The following is a 19,448-nucleotide window of genomic DNA, read 5'->3' as shown; positions in this document are numbered from 1 at the left end:
CGGCAGCGTGCCGGTCCGGTGCTGGAACAGCAGGTCGTTGAGGGTGCGCCCGTCCTTGGAGCACATGACCAGGGTGCGGGTCTTCCGGGAGGCCTCCCACAGGCCCAGCTCCATGTCGAACTGCTCCTCGACGGGCGCCAGGGCCTCGCGGACCCGCTCCAGCGGCTCGCCGGTGTTGAACTCCACCCGCATGAAGAAGCTGCCGGACTCGGGGGAGTCGAACTGCTTGGACTCGGTGATGTCAGCATCCACCGACAACAGGGCGCCCGAGACGGCGTGGACGATGCCTCGGGTGTTGGTGCAGGACAGCGTCAACACCATCTTGCTCGGGGACGCAGTCGACTGAGAAGCGCTCATGCTCGGATCCTATACCTATCGTCATAGTGGTGTACACCACATATCGGCGTGTAGGGGAAGGGTACTCCGGACGGGGAGGACGCGAAGGCAACGCCCGAGTAGGGGCGGGTCTGTGGCGGGAGAGGAGGGGAAGCGCTCAGGCATGGGGCTGGGCTGCCGCCTGTGGCACAGTGGGCCGCATGAGGTCACCGACGGCCCCGCCGCGGTGACGGACGCCGGGCGGAGGCCCTGCCCGGTGTCGTCCCGGCCCCTGCAGAAGGACACGTCATGAACGACCAGCAGATCCTCTGGCTCATCATCGCCCTGGTGGTGCTCATCCTGATCGTGGTGATCGTCGTCATCGCGGGGAACCGCCGGCGCGCCCGCAAGCGCCAGGCTGACCGGCAGGAGGCGGAGCGGATCCGCCAGCAGGCCGTGCGCCAACAGGAACTGGCGGCAGCGGAGGCGCGCGCGGCGGAGTCCGTGCAGCGCGAGGCCGAGACCGCCGAGGAACGCGCGCGCCAGTTGCGTGCCGAGGCCGAGGAGCGGCAGCAGGAGGCCGATTCCGCGGCCAGCGCGCTGGAGGCGCAGCTGCGGGAGGCGGACCGGAAGGACCCGTCCGTGGACACCGATCGGGAGGGCCGGCGCCGGGATGGCTCGGACCCGCTCGAGGAGCTGGGGGAGCGGGACCGGCCCGGCTCGCACGCCGGCGTCCTGCCGGCGGAGCACGACGACGCCCGCGTGCCGGACGCGGACGGCGAGCCCCCGGCGAGGCGGGACGACGTCGCGGGAGACCCCGTGACCGCACCGCCGCAGGGTCGCCACGCTGCCCCCGTGGCGGCGGATCGGCCCACCCAGTCGCAGCCCGACGTCGTACAGGACGTGGACAACTGGTCTGCGGGAGACGGGGAGACGGTCGTCGACCGCCCGGCCGAGGAGCCGCGATCGGTCGAGGACGCCCGCCCGGAGGCGGACACCCGCCCGGAGGCGGACGCCCGCCCGGAGGTGGACACCCGCCCGGAGGTGGACACGCGCCCGGTCGAGGACGTCCGGCCGGAGGCGGACACGCGCCCGGGTGAGGAGGCTCCCCCGGTCGAGGAGACGCGCCCGAGGGGTGAGGCAGGCCGCGCCGACGAGCCCGTGAGCGGTGAGGAGGGCCAGGCCGGCGACGCGCACGAAGCGGACGAGGCCGACGCGCGCGACGACGGTCGCGGCGGGAGCCACGCCGCCGGACGGTGAGCCGCTGACGGATCGTAGACCGTCCCGGGCCGCCGGGCGACCGCCGAGGAACGACCGCCAAGGAGCACGGCGGGGCATGCCACCGACCGTCGGTCCACGACGAAGGGCTGGCACCTGCCCACGGCAGGTACCAGCCCTTGTCTTGTACGGCTCATGTCCGGCCCGGCGGGACCGTCCGGTCCCGGTGGGTCACGCCGGCGATGCCGTCCCGGGCCGCCGCGGCGCCCCGGGGGTCAGCGGTGACCGCGGGATCAGCGCGCGGAGGCCCCGACCGTCTCGCCCGCGTCGACGCCCATGCCCGGGACGGTGGCCCCGTCCAGGTTCGACTTGACGGCGTCCTCGATGCGCTGGCCGATGGTGGCGTCCACGTTCTTCCAGTACTGGAAGGCGTTGGACAGCACGGGCTCCTGGACGCCGTCCAGGGCTCCGGCGACGGTCTGCACGAAGCGGTCGCGCTGGGCGTCGTCGAACACCTCGTTCAGCAGGGTCCGGGGCTGGCCGAAGTCGTCGTCCTCGGTGTGCAGGGCGTAGGCCGACCGGACGAGCTCGCCGTCGTTCTCCCAGCTGACGTCCACGGCACCGGTCTCGTCCGACCACGAGCTGCCGAAGGAGTTCGGGGCGTACACCGGGCGGGCGCCGGAGTGGTCGTACCACATGTTGCCCTCGAAGTTGTAGGTGTGCACCTCGTTGACCGGCTTGTTGACCGGCAGCTGCTGGAAGTTGGTGCCGATGCGGTAGCGCTGTGCGTCCTGGTAGGCGAAGTTGCGGCCCAGCAGCATCTTGTCCGGGCTCATGCCCATGCCCGGCACCATGTTGGCCGGGGAGAACGCCGCCTGCTCGATCTCGGCGAAGTGGTTCGTCGGGTTCTCGTTCAGGGTCATGGTGCCGACCTTGATCCGCGGGTAGTCCTTCTTGGACCAGGTCTTGGTCAGGTCGAAGGGGTTGAACCGGTAGGTCTTGGCCTCCTCGTACGGCATGACCTGGACGTACAGGTCCCACTGCGGGAACTCGCCGCGCTTGATGGCCTCGAACAGGTCCTGGCGGTGGTACTCGGCGTTGGCGCCGGCCAGCTGCTCGGCCTCCTCGTTCGAGAGGGACTCCACGCCCTGGCGGGACTCGAAGTGGTACTTCACCCAGAACTTCTCACCGGCCTCGTTGACCCACATGTAGGTGTGGGAGCCGTAGCCGTTCATGTGGCGCCAGGTGCTGGGCAGGCCGCGGTCGCCCATGAGGTAGGTGACCTGGTGGGCCGACTCCGGGTTGTTGGTCCAGAAGTCCCACTGCATGGTGCCGTCGCGCAGGCCGGAGTCCGGCAGGCGCTTCTGCGAGCGGATGAAGTGCGGGAACTTCATGGGGTCGCGCACGAAGAAGACCGGGGTGTTGTTGCCGACGAGGTCGAAGTTGCCCTCCTCGGTGTAGAACTTCAGGGCGAAGCCGCGCACATCACGCCAGGTGTCCGGGGAGCCCAGCTCGCCGGCGACGGTGGAGAAGCGGGCCAGCATGCGGACCTTGGCGCCCTTCTGGAACAGGGCTGCCTTGGTGTAGCCGCTGACGTCCTCGGTGGTCTCGAAGACACCGAAGGCGCCGGAGCCCTTGGCGTGCGGCCGACGCTCGGGCACGTTCATCCGGTTGAAGTGCTGCAGCGTCTCCACGAGGTGGCTGTCGTGCAGCACGATGGGGCCGTTGCTGCCGACGGTCAGCGAGTTGCGGTCGCTGACGGCGGGGATGCCGGCCTGGGTGGTCGAACCCGTTGCATGCGGAGTGGTTTCCGTCATCACGTTCTCCTTGGTCGGGGATGGTGGGTTGGGTGGGTGAAGGTCCGGTCAGCCCTGGTGGGCGTCCCGGGGGCTTGGGGTGCCGGCGGCACCGGCGTCCTGGGCGGCGCAGTCGGCGCAGAGTCCCTGGTAGACGACGTCGGCCACCCGGATGGCCATGCCGTGCGCGTCCGCGGGGGTCAGGCACGGTGCGTGCCCGACGGCGCAGGCGACGTCCTCGATGCGACCGCACCCCGTGCACACGGCATGGTGGTGGTTGTCCGCCACCCGGGTCTCGTAGCGCGCCGGGGAGTTGGCCAGGTCCAGCTGGCGCAGCAGTCCCGCGTCCGTCAGGGAGTGCAGCACGGTGTAGACCGACTGCACGGTGATCTCCGGCAGGGACTGCCGCACGGCCGCCAGCACCTGGTCCGCCGTGGCGTGCGGGGTACGCTCCAGGGCGTCCAGGACGGCCAGTCGCTGCTTGGTGACCCGCAGGCCGGACGAGCGCACCCGCCCAGCCCAGGGCAGGGAGGCGGCACCGTGTGCGGTGCTCTCCTCCGGTGCCCGGACAGGCTCTCGCCGGCTCGCTGAACTCATGGCCCCCACTATGCCATATTCTGAGTTACTCATAAATAGGACCGCCGGTGAACCGGTGATGAACGGCCGGGACGCCCTCAGAGACAGGCCGCGGCCTGGACCGCCGCACGGCGGCCGGCCCGGGTGGCGCCGATCGTGGAGGCCGACGCGCCGTAACCGACCAGGAACAGCCCGGGCATCTTCGCCACCGTCACGCCGTCGCGCTCCATCCGCACGCCTCCGCCGCGCTCGCGGACGTGCAGCGGGGACAGGTGATCCAGGGAGGCGCGGAACCCCGTGGCCCACAGGATCGTGTCCACCGACGTCTCCCAGGTGGTCAGCGGGTCCTCCGCGGACACGGCCGTGCAGGCCCGGCCGGTCAGCGCGGGCACCCGGTCCAGCCCACCGGAGGCCAAGCCCCCGGGCGCCAGCAGGCGGTCGGCGACGTCGCCCTGGGAGGGGACCCGGCCGCCGTCGGGACCCGGCCCGTCCAGCACGGCGCCACCCGGGGTGATGCGGCGCAACGGTCCCCGGCTGACGAGCACGCCCGCGGCGATCCCCGCCAGGTACTGGTCGGTGACGGGCAGCCCGGTCGCGGCGACCACGGACAGCGGCGGCAGGCCCATGGTGGTGCGGGCGGACACGGAGGACTCCACGTCCACGCCCCACGAGGCGTCGAGGAACCGGTCCGTCCAGTCCGGGGCGCGGCGCGTGGTCCAGACCGTGGTGGCGCCGGCCTCGTGCAACTGCAGCAGGAACTGCAGGGCCGAGGTGCCACCACCGACCACCAGCACGCTCCGGCCGGTGAAGTCCTGGGCCGCCGTGAACCCGCGCGTGTGCAGTTGACGGCCGGTGAACTCGGCGATGCCCGGGTAGTAGGGCACGTACGGGCTGTCCCAGGTGCCGGTCGCATTGATCACGGTCCGGGCGCGCCACTGCCGTCCGTCGGCCGCGGTGACGGTGAAGACCCCCTGGAGGTGGTCCACGCTCCGCACGTCCACCGGCCGGATCACGGGCAGCGCCAGCTGTTGCTCGTAGGCGCCGTAGTACCGGGACACCACGCGACTGGCCGGTTCCCGGGGATCGGGCGTGCCCAGCGGCATCCCGGGCAGGTCATGGATCCCGTGTGCGGCGTCGAAGGTCAGTGCGTCCCAGCGGTGTCGCCACGCCCCTCCCGGACCGTCGTTGGCGTCCAGCACCACGAACCCGGTGCCGGGCTCCACCCGCTTGCGGAGCAGCTGCCCGGCCGCGCTCAGGCCCGCCTGGCCGGCTCCGATCACGACGGCGTCGAGCAGCTCTTCGGTGGAGGTCACGTCCCGCAGTATTGCAGGCGGTCAGCGCCCGTCACCACGCTACGATGGGGCGCAGGCCGCGACTGGCGCAGGTGGACCACCACCGGGAAGCGGCGCTGCGTGGTGCCGACGCCGTCGGCCCCGACCGGCGACCGGACCGCCCGCCTGGGTCCGGGCGCCAGACCAGAATCCCCAGACCATGCCAGCAGGAGCTTCTCGTGACCCAGCCGAACACCACGACGTCCGCGTCCCTCAGCAACCGTCCCCTGACCGACGTCGACCCCGAGATCGCGGCCGTCCTGGACCAGGAGCTGGGCCGCCAGCGGGACACCCTGGAGATGATCGCCTCCGAGAACTTCGTGCCGCGCGCCATCCTCGAGACCCAGGGCTCGGTGCTGACGAACAAGTACGCCGAGGGGTACCCCGGACGGCGGTACTACGGCGGCTGTGAGTACGTGGACGTGGCCGAGAACCTGGCGATCGAGCGGGCCAAGGCCCTCTTCGGCGCCGAGCACGTCAACGTCCAGCCGCACGCCGGCGCCCAAGCCAACGTGGCCCTGATGACCGCCCTCATGCAGCCCGGGGACACCCTGATGGGCCTGTCGCTGGCCCACGGCGGCCACCTGACCCACGGGATGAAGCTGAACTTCTCCGGCAAGAACTACAACATCGCCGCCTACGAGGTGGAACCGGACACCTACCGGATCGACATGGACAAGGTCCGCGAGAAGGCGATCGAGGCCAAGCCGGCCGTCATCGTGGCGGGCTGGTCCGCCTACTCCCGCCAGCTGGACTTCGAGGCGTTCCGCTCCATCGCGGACGAGGTGGGGGCCAAGCTCTGGGTGGACATGGCCCACTTCGCCGGGCTGGTCGCCGCGGGACTGCACCCGAACCCGGTGCCCCACGCCGACGTCGTGACCTCCACCGCGCACAAGACCCTCGCCGGGCCCCGCTCGGGCTTCATCCTCTGCAGGGAGGAGTACCGCAAGAAGATCGACTCGGCCGTGTTCCCGGGTCAGCAGGGCGGCCCGCTGATGCACGCGATCGCGGGCAAGGCCGTGGCCTTCAAGATCGCCGCCTCCGAGGAGTTCGCCGAGCGCCAGCGCCGCACCATCGAGGGCGCCCAGATCCTGGCCGAGCGCCTGATGGGGGCCGACGTCACCGAGCACGGGGTCTCCGTGCTGACCGGTGGCACCGACGTGCACCTGATCCTGGTGGACCTGCGCCACGCAGAGCTCGACGGCCGCCAGGCCGAGGACCTGCTCCACGAGGTCGGCATCACCGTCAACCGCAACTCCATCCCGTGGGACCCGCGCCCGCCGATGACCACCTCCGGCCTGCGCATCGGCACCCCGGCCCTGGCCACCCGCGGCTTCGGGACCGAGGAGTTCGCCGAGGTGGCGGACATCGTCGCCCAGGCCCTCAAGCCGGGCCCGGACCTGGAGGCCCTGAAGGCCCGCGTGCAGAAGCTCGCCACCGACTTCCCCCTGTACGAGGGCCTCGAAGGCTGGTGACACGTCCCCACCGCATCACTATGGTGATAGATATATCTTCGGCCGACCCCCGCAAGGAAGCGTGATCCAGCCATGACCGCACAGAAGCTCGACGGCCGCGCCACGGCCGCCGCCATCAAGGAGGACCTCACCCGGCGGGTGGAGGTCCTGCGCGGGCAGGGCATCGTGCCCGGTCTGGGCACCATCCTGGTGGGCGAGGACCCGGGTTCCCAGTCCTACGTGGGGGGCAAGCACCGCGACTGCGCCGAGGTGGGCGTGGCCTCCATCCGGAAGGACCTGCCCGCCTCGACCACCGAGGAGGAGCTCCTGGCCGTGGTCGAGGAACTCAACGCGGACGAGGCCTGCACCGGGTACATCGTGCAGCTGCCGCTGCCCAAGCACATCGACACCGACCGCATCCTCGAGGCGATCGACCCGGCCAAGGACGCCGACGGGCTGCATCCGATGAACCTGGGGCGCCTGGTGGCCTCGGTCGGCGGGGAGCTGGACTCGCCGTTGCCGTGCACCCCCAAGGGCTGCGTGGAGCTGCTGAAGCACTACGGCATCGATCTCAACGGCAAGGTGGTCCTGGTGATCGGCCGCGGTGTGACCATCGGCCGACCCGCCGGGCTCGTGCTGACCCGCCGTGACGTCAACGCCACCGTGGTGCTGGCCCACACCGGCACGAAGGACCTCAAGGCCGAACTGGCCCGCGCGGACGTCATCATCGCCGCGGCCGGGGTGGCCCACATGGTCCGGCCGGAGGACGTCAAGGACGGGGTGATCGTGCTGGACGTGGGCGTCTCCCGCGTCGAGGGCGAGGACGGCAAGGCCCGGATCACCGGCGACGTGGACCCCGGCGTGGCCGAGAAGGCGTCCTGGATGGCCCCGAACCCCGGCGGTGTCGGCCCGATGACCCGGGTGATGCTGCTGGCCAACGTGGTCGAGGCCGCCGAGCGCGCCGCGGCCGCCGGCGGCTGGACGGAGCCCGAGCGGGACTGAACCGCGCGGGGCGCCGGCGGGAGCATTCTTCATGCCCCGATGGACTGGTCATCCCGGCAGGACATGGTGATGCGTCCATCCTGCGATGAATCCGGGCGAACACGCCGAAGGCCGGCCCACCCCTGACGGGGAGGGCCGGCCTTCGGCGTCGTCCCGGCCGGGCCGGGGGGCGGGTTCAGGCGGAGACCTTCTGCGGCGCCGGAGCCGGGCCGAAGACCGTGGCGCCGGTCTCCTGCTCGGCCTGGTTGTGGATGGACAGGTCGATGCCCCGGCGGTCGCGCACGAGGCTCACGGCCGCCAGCGCCACAAGGACCGCCACCAGGAGGTAGACGGAGATCGCCGTGGAGCCGCCCGTCCGTTCCAGGAGGGCCTGGGCGATCATCGGGGCGAAGGCGCCACCGAGGATCGCGCCGATCGCATACGAGATGGACACCCCGGAGAAGCGCACCGAGGCCGGGAACAGCTCGGAGTACAGCGCCGCCTGGGGGCCGTAGGTCAGGCCGGTGCCGATGCAGACCAGGAACAGGGCCAGGTACAGCATGCCCAGCTCGCCGGTGTTGATCAGCCAGAACAGCGGGAAGACGCACAGGGCCAGCCACGCGTAGCCGATCTGGTAGGTCAGCTTGCGGCCGATCCGGTCCGAGAGCAGGCCGGCTGCCAGGGTCGAGCAGAACCACACGGCGGCGGCGAACGTCATCGCCACCAGCACGTCGGTGGAGTCCAGGCCGACGGCCTCGCCCGTCGCGTAGGACGGGATGAACCCGCCCGTCGACATGTAGCCGACGGCGTTGTTCCCGACGAAGACCAGGGCCGCGATGAGCACCAGGTGCCAGTGCTTGCGGAACAGCTCGACGACGGGCACGGACTCGCGCTGCTTGGCCTCGGCGATCTCCTGGAACACGGGGGACTCGTCCACGGCGACCCGCACCAGGTAGCCGACGGCGATGAGCACGATCGAGGCGATGAACGGCCAGCGCCAGCCCCATTCCACGAAGGCAGCACCGGGGGAGACCACACCGGTCATCAGCGCCGTCACGCCGGTGGCCAGGAGCAGGCCCAGGGGCACGCCGAGCTGCGGGACGGCACCGGCCAGGCCGCGACGCTCGGCGGGGGCGTGCTCCACGGCCATGAGGACCGCACCGCCCCATTCGCCGCCGGCGGAGATGCCCTGCAGGACGCGCAGCAACAGGAGCAGCAGCGGCGCGGCGATGCCGATCGCCTCGAAGGTGGGCAGCAGGCCGATCAGCGTGGTGGCCCCGCCCATCATGACCAGGGTGACCACGAGGATCACCTTCCGGCCGAGCTTGTCCCCGTAGTGGCCCGCCAGGAACGCCCCGAGGGGACGGAAGAGGAAGGAGATGCCGACCGAGGCGAAGGTGATGATCTGGCTGAAGCCCGCGCCCGCAGGGGCGAAGAACAGGTCACCGAACACCAGCGCGGCGATGGTGGCGTAGATGAAGAAGTCGTACCACTCGACGGTGGTGCCGACCAGGGTGGCCGCGGCGACCCGCCGCTGATTGGCACGGGGCCTGGTCATGGTGCTGGAAGCTGTCACGTCTGGAAACCTCGGTGGTGGATGTTCAGGTGGCCGGCCTCGTGGACCGGTGGCGGGGGCCGTGAGACCCGTCACGCCGACCCACAGATCGTATATGATCCTGGTCTCGCAGGAGTGAGACCCCTGTCACCGTCGTGTCATGAGGCCGCGATGCAGGACCGCGGCGCGTTGGGCCGCCGCCCCGGCGCCCGGGACGATGCCGAGCGGCCACCCGCTGGTCTAGGATCGCGCAGGTGAGACGTGAGTCCCGTGACGCCCGTCGCGCGGGGTCGGTGGCGGTGACCGGCGTGCCCGCGGGGCCTCCTGCCGCCGTGATCGAGGCCCGGGGGCTGGTCAAGCGCTACGGGGACTTCACCGCCGTGGACGGCATCGACTTCGCCGTGCGCCCGGGGGAGTCCTTCGGACTGCTCGGCCCCAACGGGGCGGGCAAGTCCACGGTCATGCGGATGATCGGCGGCGTCTCCCAGCGCACGGCCGGGACCCTGTCCATCATGGGCCTGGACCCGGAGCGCAAGGGCCCGGAGGTGCGGGCGCACCTGGGTGTGGTGCCGCAGCGGGACAACCTGGACGAGGAGCTCACGGTCCGGGACAACCTGATCGTCTACGGCCGGTACTTCGGCCTGCCGTACTCCTACCTGCGGCCCAAGGCCATGGAGCTGCTGGAGTTCGCCCAGCTCACGGACCGTGCGGACACGAAGGTCGACGACCTCTCCGGCGGCATGAAGCGCCGCCTGGTGATCGCCCGCGGACTGGTCAACGAGCCGCGGATCCTGCTGCTGGACGAACCCACCACCGGACTGGACCCGCAGGCACGGCACATCCTCTGGGACCGGCTGTTCCGGCTCAAGGAGCAGGGCACCACGCTGGTGCTCACCACGCACTACATGGACGAGGCCGAGCAGCTGTGCGACCGGCTGATCGTGGTGGACCGGGGGCGGATCATGGCCGAGGGGTCCCCGGCCCAGCTCATCCGCCGGCACTCCAGCCGGGAGGTGCTCGAGGTGCGGTTCGGCGCGGACCGCAACGCCGCGGTCGCGGCCCGGCTGGAGCGCGAACTGCCCGGCCGCCCCACCGTGACGGGTGCCCCGCTGGCGGACCGGATCGAGTCCCTGCCGGACCGGGTCCTGGTCTACGCCCGCGATGGCGAGGCGGCGCTGGAGGCGGTCGCCGGCCTGGGCCTGGAACCGGTCACCTCCCTGGTGCGCCGGTCCTCCCTGGAGGACGTGTTCCTCACCCTGACAGGTCGGAGCCTCGTTGACTGAGCCGCCCGCCCCGGTACGGCAGCCCGGGGGGACGGCGGACCCCGAGGCCGTCCTCGTGGAACGGGTCCATCGCAGCGGGAGGCTGCCCCTGACACCGGCCGAGTCCGCCGCCCGGGCGCGCCGGACCGGGCCCTGGTACTACGCCGAGCACTACCTGCGGACCATGCGCAAGTACGGCGCGGTGATCGTGTTCGAGGCGCTGGGCGAGCCGCTGGTCTACCTGCTCGCCATGGGCGTGGGCCTGGCCTCGCTGATCGACGGGGGCGAGCAGGTCCTGGACGGCGTCGGCTACGCGGCGTTCATCGCCCCGGCCCTACTGGCCGCGGGCACCCTGATGGCCGCCGCGGTCGAGTTCACCTACCCGGTCATGGACGGCTTCACGTGGCACCGGCTCTACTACGCCCCGCAGGCCTCGCCGCTGCAGCCCTGGCAGATCGCGGCCGGCCACGTCCTCGCCGTGCTGCTGCGCTTCGTGGTCCAGTCGGCGCTGTTCCTGGTGGTCATGCTCGCCTTCGGGGTGGTGAGCAGTCCCTGGGGCTGGGTCCAGGTCATCACCGGCACGCTCGGCGGGCTGGCCATCGGCCTGCCCATCATGGCCTTCTCCGCCTCCCTGAAGCGGGACGCCGGCCAGTACGCCCTGCTCCAGCGGTTCCTGATCATGCCGCTGTTCCTGTTCTCCGGGACGTTCTACCCCCTGGCCACGCTGCCACCGGTGCTGCAGTGGATCGGCTGGCTCTCCCCGCAGTGGCACGCCGCCCAGCTGGGCCGGGTGGCCTCGTACGGCCTGGACGAACCCGTCTGGCTGACCGTGCTGCACGTGGCCTACCTGCTCGTGCTCACGGCCACCGGATGGGCGCTCGTGCACAGGATCTACACCCGCCGGCTGGGATGGGTGCCGGGCCGGGAGGATCCCGACGCCGTCCCCGCCGGCCGGCGCGGGATCGCCCACCTGCGTGCCGGGTGGGCACGGATCCGGACCGCGGACAGCGCCACCCCGGCGGAGGACACGGGCGCGGACCGGACCGTCCCGGCGATGCCCCCGATCCGGGTGCGCACCGGACCCGGGGCCGGGATGTACGGCGGCAACGTCCGGGCCGTGCTGGAGCGAGGCTTCCGGGCGTTGAAGACCTCCAACTGGGCGATCTTCGCCTCCGGCTTCTTCGAACCGGTGCTGTACCTTCTCAGCCTGGGCCTGGGGCTGGGCGGGCTGGTCGGGCAGGTCGAGGGGCCGGGCGGGCCGGTCGGCTACGGGCAGTACATCGCCCCGGCACTGCTGGCCGTCTCCGCCATGAACGGGGCGATCTACGACTCCACCTGGAACGTGTTCTTCCGGATGCGGATGTCCAAGCTCTACCAGACCATGCTCAACACCTCCCTCGGCCCGGTGGACGTGGCGCTGGGGGAGATCACCATGGCCCTGATCCGGGGCGGGCTGTACTCGGTGGCGTTCCTGGTGGTGATGGCCGGCCTGGGGCTGGTGGCCAGCTGGTGGGCGGTACTGCTGATCCCGGCCGCGGTGCTGATCGCCTTCGCGTTCGCGGCGGTCGGCATGGCCGTGACCAGCTACCTGACGACCTTCCAGCAGATGGACTGGATCATGCTGGTGCTGATGCCGATGTTCCTGTTCTCGGCCACGTTCTTCCCGCTGTCCGTCTACCCGCAGGCGGTGCAGTGGCTGATCCAGGCCCTCCCCCTGTGGCACGGGGTGGAGCTGATGCGCCAGCTGAGCGTGGGGGTCCTCACCCCGTTCACGGCCGTGCACGTGCTGTACTTCGCGGTGATGATCGTCCTCGGCCTGGTGTTCACCTCGCACCGGCTGCGGGCGCTGTTCCTGCGCTGAACCGGTCAGCCGGCGGGGGAGTCGTCCGGCAGGGACAGGGTCCCGTTGCGCCGGCGCCGGAGCAGGTCGACGACGCCCGCGAGCAGCGTGACGGACAGGAAGCCGGCCACCACCGCCACGGCGGCCACGGCGGCCTCCCCGTAGACCAGCTGTCCCGGTTCCGCCCCGTCGCCCCGGACGCCGAGCGCGGCGTAGAAGGCCGCGGTCACGGCGGACAGGCCGATGGCCGTCATCACGCGCTGGGCGGTCTGGGAGACCCCGCCGGCCGCTCCGGCCGCGCGCAGCGGGACGTCGTGCATGGTCAGCACCTGGGTGCTGGTCATCACCAGCGCCTGGGCAGGGCCCAGCAGCGCCAGGGCGGCGGCCAGGGTCCAGTACGGCCACTCACCGGCGGCGATCCGCTGGAAGGCAGTCCCGCCCAGGGCCATGGCCACCAGGGACAGGAGCGAACCGGCCACCACGAACACCGGACCGAGGCGGTGGACGAATCCGCCGATGGTGGGGGAGAGCACCATGATCAGCAGGGACGCGGGCAGGCTGGTCAGGCCCGCGGCCAGGGCCGGCAGTCCCAGGCCCTGCTGGGTGACCATGGCCTGGACGGCCCAGAGCCCGGGGGTCGCGGCCAGGAAGGCCGCCGTGGCCACCGTGCCGATCGTGAACGAGGGGATGCGGAACAGCGAGGGGTCCACCATGGGAGCGCGGCCCGTGACCGCCTGACGGGACTTCATCCGCGCCTCCCACCACCACCAGAGCCCGGCGAAGGCGGCCGAGGCGGCCAGCAGGTACCAGGTGCCCGGCAGGATGAACGGCACCATGATCCCGACGACGGCCGCGGCCAGCAGCAGCGCGCCCACCGGATCGAGGGCGGCCAGGGAGCGGTCCGCCTCCGCCGACCGAGGCCGCGCCGGCGGGTGCAGCCAGTACGCCGTCAGGGCGGCCGCGAGTAGCCCGATGGGCACGTTGACCAGGAAGGTGGCGCGCCAGCCCCACTCCGGGCCGAGCACGTCGACGAAGACCCCGCCCAGCGTGGGACCGATGCTCACCCCGAGCCCCACGATGGTGCCGAGCATCCCGTAGGCCCGTCCGCGCGCGCGGCCGTGGAAGACGTTCTGGATGATCCCGATGATCTGGGGGTTGAGCAACCCCGATCCCAGGCCCATCAGGATCCGGGCGAGGTTCAGCACCAGCGGGTCACCGGCCAGTCCCGAGGCCAGGGAACCGGTGACGAAGACGAGGATCCCGCCGATGAAGAGTGGCTTGCGCCCCCAGAGGTCGCCCGCCCGGCCGGCGGGCACCATGGACACCCCGAAGGCCAGCGAGTATCCGGCCAGCACCCACTGCAGGTCGGCGGCGCTCGCGCCCAGGTCCTGCTCGATCGCCGGCAGGGCGACGTTGACGATGCTCACGCTCATCAGGGACATGAACAGCGGCACCAGCAGCACCGTGAGGATCCGTGCCCCGCCCGGGGGCAGGGCGGCGCCGGCGCCGGGGCCGCGGGCGGGTGGCGGGCCGGCGGGCGGTGTGGTCACGGATTCTCCTGGGACGGTGCAGGTGGGGGTGCGGCGGCTGAGGCGGGTGCCGGCGGCGGGGGCGGCGCAACGGGGACGGCGGGGCGGCGCAGGCGGCGGCCCTGGACGAGCCAGTACACCGGGACCAGGACCAGCAGGAAGGCCGCGAGGGTCCAGTACAACCCGGCGGTTCCCTGCCCCTGGACGAGGATACCGGCCAGTAGCGGGCCCAGGCCCATGCCGGCGTCGATTCCCAGGAAGAAGGTCGAGGCGCCCATGCCGGCCCTCTCGCGGGGCACCTGGGTGACGCAGATGACCTGACCCGCGGACAGGAGCTGGCCGTAGCCCAGCCCCACGAGCACGGCGGCCAGCAGCAGCACCGCGACGTTCGGGGCGACGGCGATGACGGCCAGGCCCGCGGCGAACAGCACGAACGCCGGCAGCATCACCACGTTGGCGCCCCGGCGGTCCATGAGCGTTCCGGTGAACAGGCGGGAGACCAGCACCGTCACCGCGTACACGCCGAAGAACAGGCTGGCCGAGGCCCCGAAGCCGCGCTCCTGGGTGAGGGAGGCCAGGAAGGTGACGATGCCGGCATAGCCCAGGGAGTACAGGGCGCCGATCAGCGCGGCGGGCAGCGCGCCGGGCTCCACGAACCGCGCCCAGCCGGGCCGGGGCCGGCCACCCTCCGCAGCGGCCCGGGCCTCGGTGCCGGCAGGGTGGTCCGTGCCGGAGGGCTCCCGCGCGCCGGCATGGGCATCCCTGGGGCTGTAGTCCATGGCCAGCGCGATGAGCAGGCCGAGCAGGGACACTGCGGAGGCGGTGACGGCCATGACGCCGAAGTCGGTCCCGGACAGCGCCAGGCCGATCATCGGGCCGGCCGCGACACCGATCAGCGTGGAGGAGGAATAGTGGCTGGTGCCCTCGGACAACCGCGTCCCGGGGATCCGGTTGACGGCGGTGGCCGCGATCACCGACGAGCCCACGCCGAACGTCACGCCGTGGACCGTGCGCACCAGCAGCAACAGGCCGACGGTGGGCGAGGCCCAGTACAGCAGGGGAGCGGCCACGAACGCCGCGAAGGAGACCAGCAGCAGCGGCCGGGCGCCGAACCTCTCGATGAGGGGGCCCGCGAAGAACCGGGAGACGAGCGTGCCCACGATGAACACGGAGGCCACGGCCCCGCCGACCGAGTCGCCCACCAGGAACCGGCCCACCACGAAGCCGGCCACCGTGGAGAGCAGGAAGTGGATGTTGAAGAACATCATCACGTTGGCCAGGCAGGCCAGCACGAACCCCCGGTTCCAGAGGGGCATCCCCGCTGGCGGGGCCGGGGCCGGCCCGGAACCGGGCGTCGAGGGGATGCGGGACATACCTCACAGGATAGGCATTGGGGCGCCGGGCCGGGGCGGTCGGCCACGGGATGCGACGGCGGTGCCACGGGTGCGGGATAATCGGGGCATGCAAGCAGTGGAGAGTGGATCCCCCCGTCATGACAGCAGGCCGGGCAGCCGGACCCGGAACTGGGCCTCGAAGGGCAGCGGCATCACGTTCGCCGTGATGGTGGGCGTCCTGCTCGTGGCGTTGCTGTTCGCGGCCAACCAGAACGACGTCATCGGCTGGCTGCTCGTGGTCATCTCCGCCGGCTGGCTGCTGCTGGCGGTCCTGGTGGTGCTGGGCGTGCGCCGCGGTGCCAAGTCCGTGGACCGGCGGATGAAGGACATGTCCGCCTCCCTGGCCCCGCGGATCCCCGAGGCTCCCACCACCCGGGTGGATGCCGGCCGGGCCGCCGCGGACCCGATGCGGGACACCAAGCTGGACCACTCCTTCAAGATCGTCCAGGTGCAGGTGCGCGTGGTCACCGAGGAGATGGACAAGGGCGAGGCCGCCGACACGGACATGGTCGCCCGCGCCCTGGAGACCATCCACATCACCGCCTCCAACGCGCGCGACATGCTCAAGGAGTCCGGTGCCGGCACCGCCGGACCCGGGCGGCCGGCGTCGGGCTCCGGTTCCGGACGCGGCCCCGGCGCGGGGCCCGAGGGCCCGATCTCCGGCGAGGTCATCAACTGAACCGGCGCCGCCGGCCCGCGGCCTCGCCGCTGCGCGGTCGGCGATAGGCTGGAACGCGTGACTTCCTCCGCTGCCGCACCGAGCCAGACCGAACCCACCGGGACCGAGACGAGCGACGCCGCGCCCGTGGTCCACGCCAACGCCAACGCCCCCAAGGCGCCCGGCGCGCTGCGCGTGGCCACCGTGAACGTCAACGGCATCCGCGCCGCCCACCGCAAGGGGATGGGCGCGTGGTTCGCCGGACGCGGCGTCGACGTGCTGACCCTGCAGGAGGTCCGCGCCCCGCGCCAGATCGTGGAGGACCTGCTGGAGGACATCACCGGCCAGGACTGGCACGTGGTGGAGACCGAGGCCGCCGCCAAGGGCCGGGCCGGAGTCGCCATCGCCTCCGTCCTGGAACCGCAGGAGGTGCGCGTCGGGATCGGGGACCCGTACTTCCACGATGCCGGCCGGTGGATCGAGGCCGACCTGACGGCCCCGGACGGCAAGGTCCTCACCGTGGTCTCCGCCTACGTGCACTCCGGTGACGTGGGCACGCCCAAACAGGTGGACAAGTACCGGTTCCTCGAGGAGATGATCCGGCACCTGCCCGAACTGCGCTCCGAGAAGGACTACGCCCTCATCACCGGTGACCTGAACGTCGGCCACACCGAGCGGGACATCAAGAACTGGAAGGGCAACGTCAAGAAGGCCGGTTTTCTCCCGGAGGAGCGCGCCTACTTCGACCGCTTCTTCGGCGAGGAGATCGGCTACCGGGACGTGCACCGCGACCTCGCCGGAGACGTGGACGGGCCCTACACGTGGTGGTCCATGCGCGGCCAGGCCTTCGACAACGACGCCGGCTGGCGCATCGACTACCACATGGCCACCCCCGAGCTGGCCGCCAGGGCGACCACCGCGGTCGTGGACCGCGCCCCCAGCTGGGACACCCGCTTCTCCGACCACGCCCCGCTCGTGGTCGACTACCAGTTCTGAGCACTCAGGAGCCGAGATGACCGAGACGACCACTCCCCGTACCCCCGCCCGCCCGACGCCCGCCGACGTCCTGGCCCGGGACACCGCCTCCACGGCCCACCTCGCGGGCGCCGGAACCCGGCACCGCGTGCTGTCCGGCATGCAGCCGTCCGCTGACTCGCTGCACCTGGGCAACTACCTGGGCGCCCTGGTCAACTGGGTTAAGGTCCAGGACGACTTCGACGCCTACTTCTTCATCCCGGACCTGCACGCCATCACGGTGCCCCAGGATCCCGAGGCCCTGGTGAAGCGCACCCGGGTGGCCGCCGCCCAGTACATCGCCGCCGGCATCGACCCCGAGCGCTCCACCCTGTTCGTCCAGTCCCAGGTGCCCGAGCACGCCCAGCTGGCCTGGGTGCTGATGTGCATGACCGGCATGGGCGAGGCCCAGCGGATGACCCAGTTCAAGGACAAGGCCTCCAAGCAGGGGGCCGAGGCGGCCGGCGTCGGGCTGCTGGCCTATCCCATGCTCATGGCCGCGGACATCCTGCTGTACCAGCCGCACGGCGTGCCCGTGGGGGACGACCAGCGCCAGCACGTGGAACTCACCCGCGACCTGGCCCAGCGGTTCAACTCCCGCTACGGGGAGACCTTCGTGGTGCCGGAGGGCTTCTACCCGGTCAACGGGGCCCGGATCTACGACCTGCAGAACCCGCTGGCGAAGATGTCCAAGTCCGCGGAGTCCCAGAACGGGCTGATCAACATCCTCGACGAGCCCAAGGTCATCGCCAAGCGGATCAAGTCCGCCGTCACCGACGACGGCACGGAGATCCGCTTCGACCGCGAGGCCAAGCCCGGGGTGTCCAACCTGCTGTCCATCCTGGCAGCGGTGTCCGAACGGTCCGTGCCGGAACTGGAGGAGGCCTACGCCGGCAGGATGTACGGCCACCTGAAGGTCGACCTGGCCGAGGCCGTGGTGGAGCGACTGGCCCCCATCCGCACCCGGGCCCTGGCCCTGATGGACGACCCGGCCGAGCTGGACCGGCTGCTGGACCGCGGGGCCGCCAAGGCCCGCGAGGTGGCCTCCCCGGTGCTGGCCGACGTCTACGCCAAGGTCGGTTTCCTGCCTCCGGCGCACTGAGGCTTCACGGGACGTTCATCCCGACCGGCCCGACGCCGGCCGGGAGCGGGGTTCCGCCCGTGGATAATGAGAACGGCAAGGTGCCGGAAACCACGGAGGGAATCCCATGTCAGCTGCCGTTCTCGAGACCGAGAACCTGGTCAAGGTCTACGGCCGGGGGGAGTCCCGCTTCGATGCTCTCAAGGGGTTGACCTTCGAGATCCGGCAGGGTGAGTCGGTGGCGATCGTCGGCAAGTCCGGTTCGGGCAAGTCGACCCTGATGCACCTGCTGGCCCTGCTGGACGAGCCGACGGCCGGTGTCGTGGCCATGAACGGCCGCCCGGTCAGCCAGCTCAAGCCTGCCCAGGTCTCAGAACTGCGCAATGAGACCTTCGGCTTCGTCTTTCAGCAGTTCTTTCTCAACGCCAACCAGACCGTGCTGGAGAACGTCATCCTGCCGCTGAAGATCGCCGGCGTGGGCCCGGCCGAGCGCAGGCGGCGCGGCATGGAGGTCCTGGAGCAGCTGGACATGGCGGACAAGGCCAGGAACAGGGCCACGGACCTCTCCGGCGGCCAGAAGCAGCGCGCGTGCATCGCCCGCGCCCTGGTCAACAACCCGTCCGTGCTCTTCGCGGACGAACCCACCGGAAACCTGGACACCGCCACGGGCGAGGTCGTGGAGGACATCCTCTTCGGGCTGCACCGGGATCGGGGCATCACCCTCGTGATCGTCACGCACGACGACGACCTCGCCGCGCGCTGCCAGCGTCGCCTGCTGATGCAGGACGGGATGATCGTGGCCGATGACTCGGGTGAGGCCGTGCGCTCCGCCGGGGCAGGCGTCGGACAGTCGTCCCGGGAGGGCTCCCGCCGGGCGGGCGGGCACGGGAAGCACGCGGCCCCGGTCGTCGTGGACGGGCCGGGACTCAACGAGCCGGGGCCGGACAGATCGGGACCGGACGGACCGGATGCCGGGCCGACGGCGCCGGGCGCCGGGACGGCCGGCAGGGCCGGCCAGGACGATAACGCGGGGGAGGAGCGGGCATGAGGGCCGTCGACATCGCGGGGACCGCGCTCGGCAACACGATGCGGTCCAAGACCCGGACCTTCCTGACGGTCATCGCGATCGTCATCGGCGCCTTCACCCTCACCCTGACCTCGGGTCTCGGGGCGGGCATCAACAAGTACGTGGACACCATGGTGTCCGGTTTCGGCGAGATCGACCAGATCTCCATCATGCCCGGGGTCGACGCCACCGCCCAGATGCCCGGCAGCTCCGGTCCGGTGGCCTACGATCCCGCGGAGGCACAGGCCACCGGTGAGTTCGGGATGACGATGCTGACCGATGAGGACATCGAGACGATCGCCCGGGTCGAGCACCTCTCCAACGTGGAGCCGGTCGTGTTCGTGGCCGCCGAGTACCTGGAGACGGCCGACGGGGACC

The 19,448-nt window shown here is 71.5% G+C and carries 17 protein-coding genes; 10 read left to right on the top strand and 7 right to left on the bottom strand.

Annotation, left to right across the window (positions count from 1 at the left end; translation table 11 throughout):
• Positions 1-357 (bottom strand): formyltetrahydrofolate deformylase (locus tag PLJ28_RS12465; protein WP_502877088.1); only part of this gene is annotated, 357 nt, incomplete at its 3' end.
• A 267-nt stretch (positions 358-624) separates the two neighbouring features.
• On the opposite strand from PLJ28_RS12465, the gene PLJ28_RS12460 reads away from it, so the two are divergent.
• The gene (locus PLJ28_RS12460; RefSeq protein WP_298042035.1) at positions 625-1,575 is read left to right on the top strand and encodes a serine/threonine-protein kinase; all 951 of its coding nucleotides are present in this window, start codon (positions 625-627) and stop codon (positions 1,573-1,575) included.
• A gap of 251 nt (positions 1,576-1,826) precedes the next feature.
• Here PLJ28_RS12460 and PLJ28_RS12455 read toward each other — a convergent pair whose 3' ends face one another.
• The 3 genes from PLJ28_RS12455 to PLJ28_RS12445 form a co-directional block, all read right to left on the bottom strand.
• The gene (locus PLJ28_RS12455) at positions 1,827-3,350 is read right to left on the bottom strand and encodes a catalase (RefSeq protein WP_183523500.1); all 1,524 of its coding nucleotides are present in this window, start codon (positions 3,348-3,350) and stop codon (positions 1,827-1,829) included.
• 48 nt (positions 3,351-3,398) lie between these two features.
• Positions 3,399-3,926 carry a Fur family transcriptional regulator gene (locus PLJ28_RS12450; protein ID WP_298042033.1) on the bottom strand — a complete coding sequence of 176 codons (528 nt, stop codon included), beginning with the start codon at positions 3,924-3,926 and terminating at the stop codon, positions 3,399-3,401.
• A gap of 77 nt (positions 3,927-4,003) precedes the next feature.
• Positions 4,004-5,218 (bottom strand): NAD(P)-binding domain-containing protein, encoded by a 1,215-nt coding sequence (locus tag PLJ28_RS12445; RefSeq protein WP_298042031.1) that lies wholly within the window; start codon positions 5,216-5,218, stop codon positions 4,004-4,006.
• 197 nt (positions 5,219-5,415) lie between these two features.
• Here PLJ28_RS12445 and glyA point away from each other — a divergent pair, with 197 nt between their 5' ends.
• Both glyA and PLJ28_RS12435 read left to right on the top strand, forming a co-directional pair.
• Positions 5,416-6,711 carry a serine hydroxymethyltransferase gene (glyA, locus tag PLJ28_RS12440; RefSeq protein WP_183523504.1) on the top strand — a complete coding sequence of 432 codons (1,296 nt, stop codon included), beginning with the start codon at positions 5,416-5,418 and terminating at the stop codon, positions 6,709-6,711.
• 72 nt (positions 6,712-6,783) lie between these two features.
• Positions 6,784-7,692 (top strand): bifunctional methylenetetrahydrofolate dehydrogenase/methenyltetrahydrofolate cyclohydrolase, encoded by a 909-nt coding sequence (locus tag PLJ28_RS12435; protein ID WP_183523506.1) that lies wholly within the window; start codon positions 6,784-6,786, stop codon positions 7,690-7,692.
• A gap of 175 nt (positions 7,693-7,867) precedes the next feature.
• Here the strand turns inward: PLJ28_RS12435 and PLJ28_RS12430 are convergent, their stop codons facing one another.
• Positions 7,868-9,229 carry an MFS transporter gene (locus tag PLJ28_RS12430; protein WP_183523508.1) on the bottom strand — a complete coding sequence of 454 codons (1,362 nt, stop codon included), beginning with the start codon at positions 9,227-9,229 and terminating at the stop codon, positions 7,868-7,870.
• Positions 9,230-9,519: 290 nt separating this feature from the next.
• On the opposite strand from PLJ28_RS12430, the gene PLJ28_RS12425 reads away from it, so the two are divergent.
• Together PLJ28_RS12425 and PLJ28_RS12420 are read left to right on the top strand one after the other, a co-directional pair.
• Positions 9,520-10,509, top strand: a complete 990-nt coding sequence (locus tag PLJ28_RS12425; RefSeq protein ID WP_183528126.1) for an ABC transporter ATP-binding protein — start codon at positions 9,520-9,522, stop codon at positions 10,507-10,509.
• The gene (locus PLJ28_RS12420; protein WP_183523510.1) at positions 10,502-12,349 is read left to right on the top strand and encodes an ABC transporter permease; all 1,848 of its coding nucleotides are present in this window, start codon (positions 10,502-10,504) and stop codon (positions 12,347-12,349) included. The genes PLJ28_RS12425 and PLJ28_RS12420 overlap by 8 nt, the downstream gene beginning before the upstream one ends.
• Positions 12,350-12,354: 5 nt before the next feature.
• Here the strand turns inward: PLJ28_RS12420 and PLJ28_RS12415 are convergent, their stop codons facing one another.
• Together PLJ28_RS12415 and PLJ28_RS12410 are read right to left on the bottom strand one after the other, a co-directional pair.
• A complete protein-coding gene (locus tag PLJ28_RS12415; protein WP_183523512.1) occupies positions 12,355-13,878 on the bottom strand; it encodes an MFS transporter in 1,524 nt (507 codons plus the stop codon).
• A complete protein-coding gene (locus tag PLJ28_RS12410; protein WP_324590186.1) occupies positions 13,875-15,173 on the bottom strand; it encodes an MFS transporter in 1,299 nt (432 codons plus the stop codon). The genes PLJ28_RS12415 and PLJ28_RS12410 overlap by 4 nt, the downstream gene beginning before the upstream one ends.
• A gap of 145 nt (positions 15,174-15,318) precedes the next feature.
• On the opposite strand from PLJ28_RS12410, the gene PLJ28_RS12405 reads away from it, so the two are divergent.
• The 5 genes from PLJ28_RS12405 to PLJ28_RS12385 all read left to right on the top strand — a co-directional run.
• Positions 15,319-15,930, top strand: coding sequence for a hypothetical protein (locus PLJ28_RS12405; protein WP_255459372.1), 612 nt, complete (start codon positions 15,319-15,321; stop codon positions 15,928-15,930).
• Between the two features lie 126 nt (positions 15,931-16,056).
• Positions 16,057-16,905, top strand: coding sequence for an exodeoxyribonuclease III (locus tag PLJ28_RS12400; protein ID WP_183528129.1), 849 nt, complete (start codon positions 16,057-16,059; stop codon positions 16,903-16,905).
• A 16-nt stretch (positions 16,906-16,921) separates the two neighbouring features.
• Positions 16,922-18,025, top strand: a complete 1,104-nt coding sequence (trpS, locus tag PLJ28_RS12395) for a tryptophan--tRNA ligase (RefSeq protein WP_010145542.1) — start codon at positions 16,922-16,924, stop codon at positions 18,023-18,025.
• A 106-nt stretch (positions 18,026-18,131) separates the two neighbouring features.
• Positions 18,132-19,052 (top strand): ABC transporter ATP-binding protein, encoded by a 921-nt coding sequence (locus tag PLJ28_RS12390; protein ID WP_183523516.1) that lies wholly within the window; start codon positions 18,132-18,134, stop codon positions 19,050-19,052.
• Positions 19,049-19,448: ABC transporter permease (locus PLJ28_RS12385; RefSeq protein WP_324590185.1), on the top strand; the 400-nt coding region annotated here is incomplete at its 3' end. The genes PLJ28_RS12390 and PLJ28_RS12385, both read left to right, overlap by 4 nt.

The organism is Citricoccus sp. (genome assembly GCF_035445025.1).
In the GTDB taxonomy this organism is placed as follows: domain Bacteria; phylum Actinomycetota; class Actinomycetes; order Actinomycetales; family Micrococcaceae; genus Citricoccus.
Note: the sequence above shows the minus strand (reverse complement) of the source record. Positions and strands in the feature narration are given on the sequence as shown.

Bases quoted from the DNA above. Each gene is read 5' to 3' on its own strand.
- PLJ28_RS12460 (WP_298042035.1), top strand. From the start codon at position 625: ATGAACGACCAGCAGATCCTCTGGCTCATCATCGCCCTGGTGGTGCTC.
- PLJ28_RS12455 (WP_183523500.1), bottom strand. From the start codon at position 3,350: ATGACGGAAACCACTCCGCATGCAACGGGTTCGACCACCCAGGCCGGC.
- PLJ28_RS12450 (WP_298042033.1), bottom strand. From the start codon at position 3,926: ATGAGTTCAGCGAGCCGGCGAGAGCCTGTCCGGGCACCGGAGGAGAGC.
- PLJ28_RS12435 (WP_183523506.1), top strand. From the start codon at position 6,784: ATGACCGCACAGAAGCTCGACGGCCGCGCCACGGCCGCCGCCATCAAG.
- PLJ28_RS12430 (WP_183523508.1), bottom strand. From the start codon at position 9,229: ATGACCAGGCCCCGTGCCAATCAGCGGCGGGTCGCCGCGGCCACCCTG.
- PLJ28_RS12410 (WP_324590186.1), bottom strand. From the start codon at position 15,173: ATGCCCCTCTGGAACCGGGGGTTCGTGCTGGCCTGCCTGGCCAACGTG.
- PLJ28_RS12405 (WP_255459372.1), top strand. From the start codon at position 15,319: ATGCAAGCAGTGGAGAGTGGATCCCCCCGTCATGACAGCAGGCCGGGC.
- trpS (WP_010145542.1), top strand. From the start codon at position 16,922: ATGACCGAGACGACCACTCCCCGTACCCCCGCCCGCCCGACGCCCGCC.
- PLJ28_RS12390 (WP_183523516.1), top strand. From the start codon at position 18,132: ATGTCAGCTGCCGTTCTCGAGACCGAGAACCTGGTCAAGGTCTACGGC.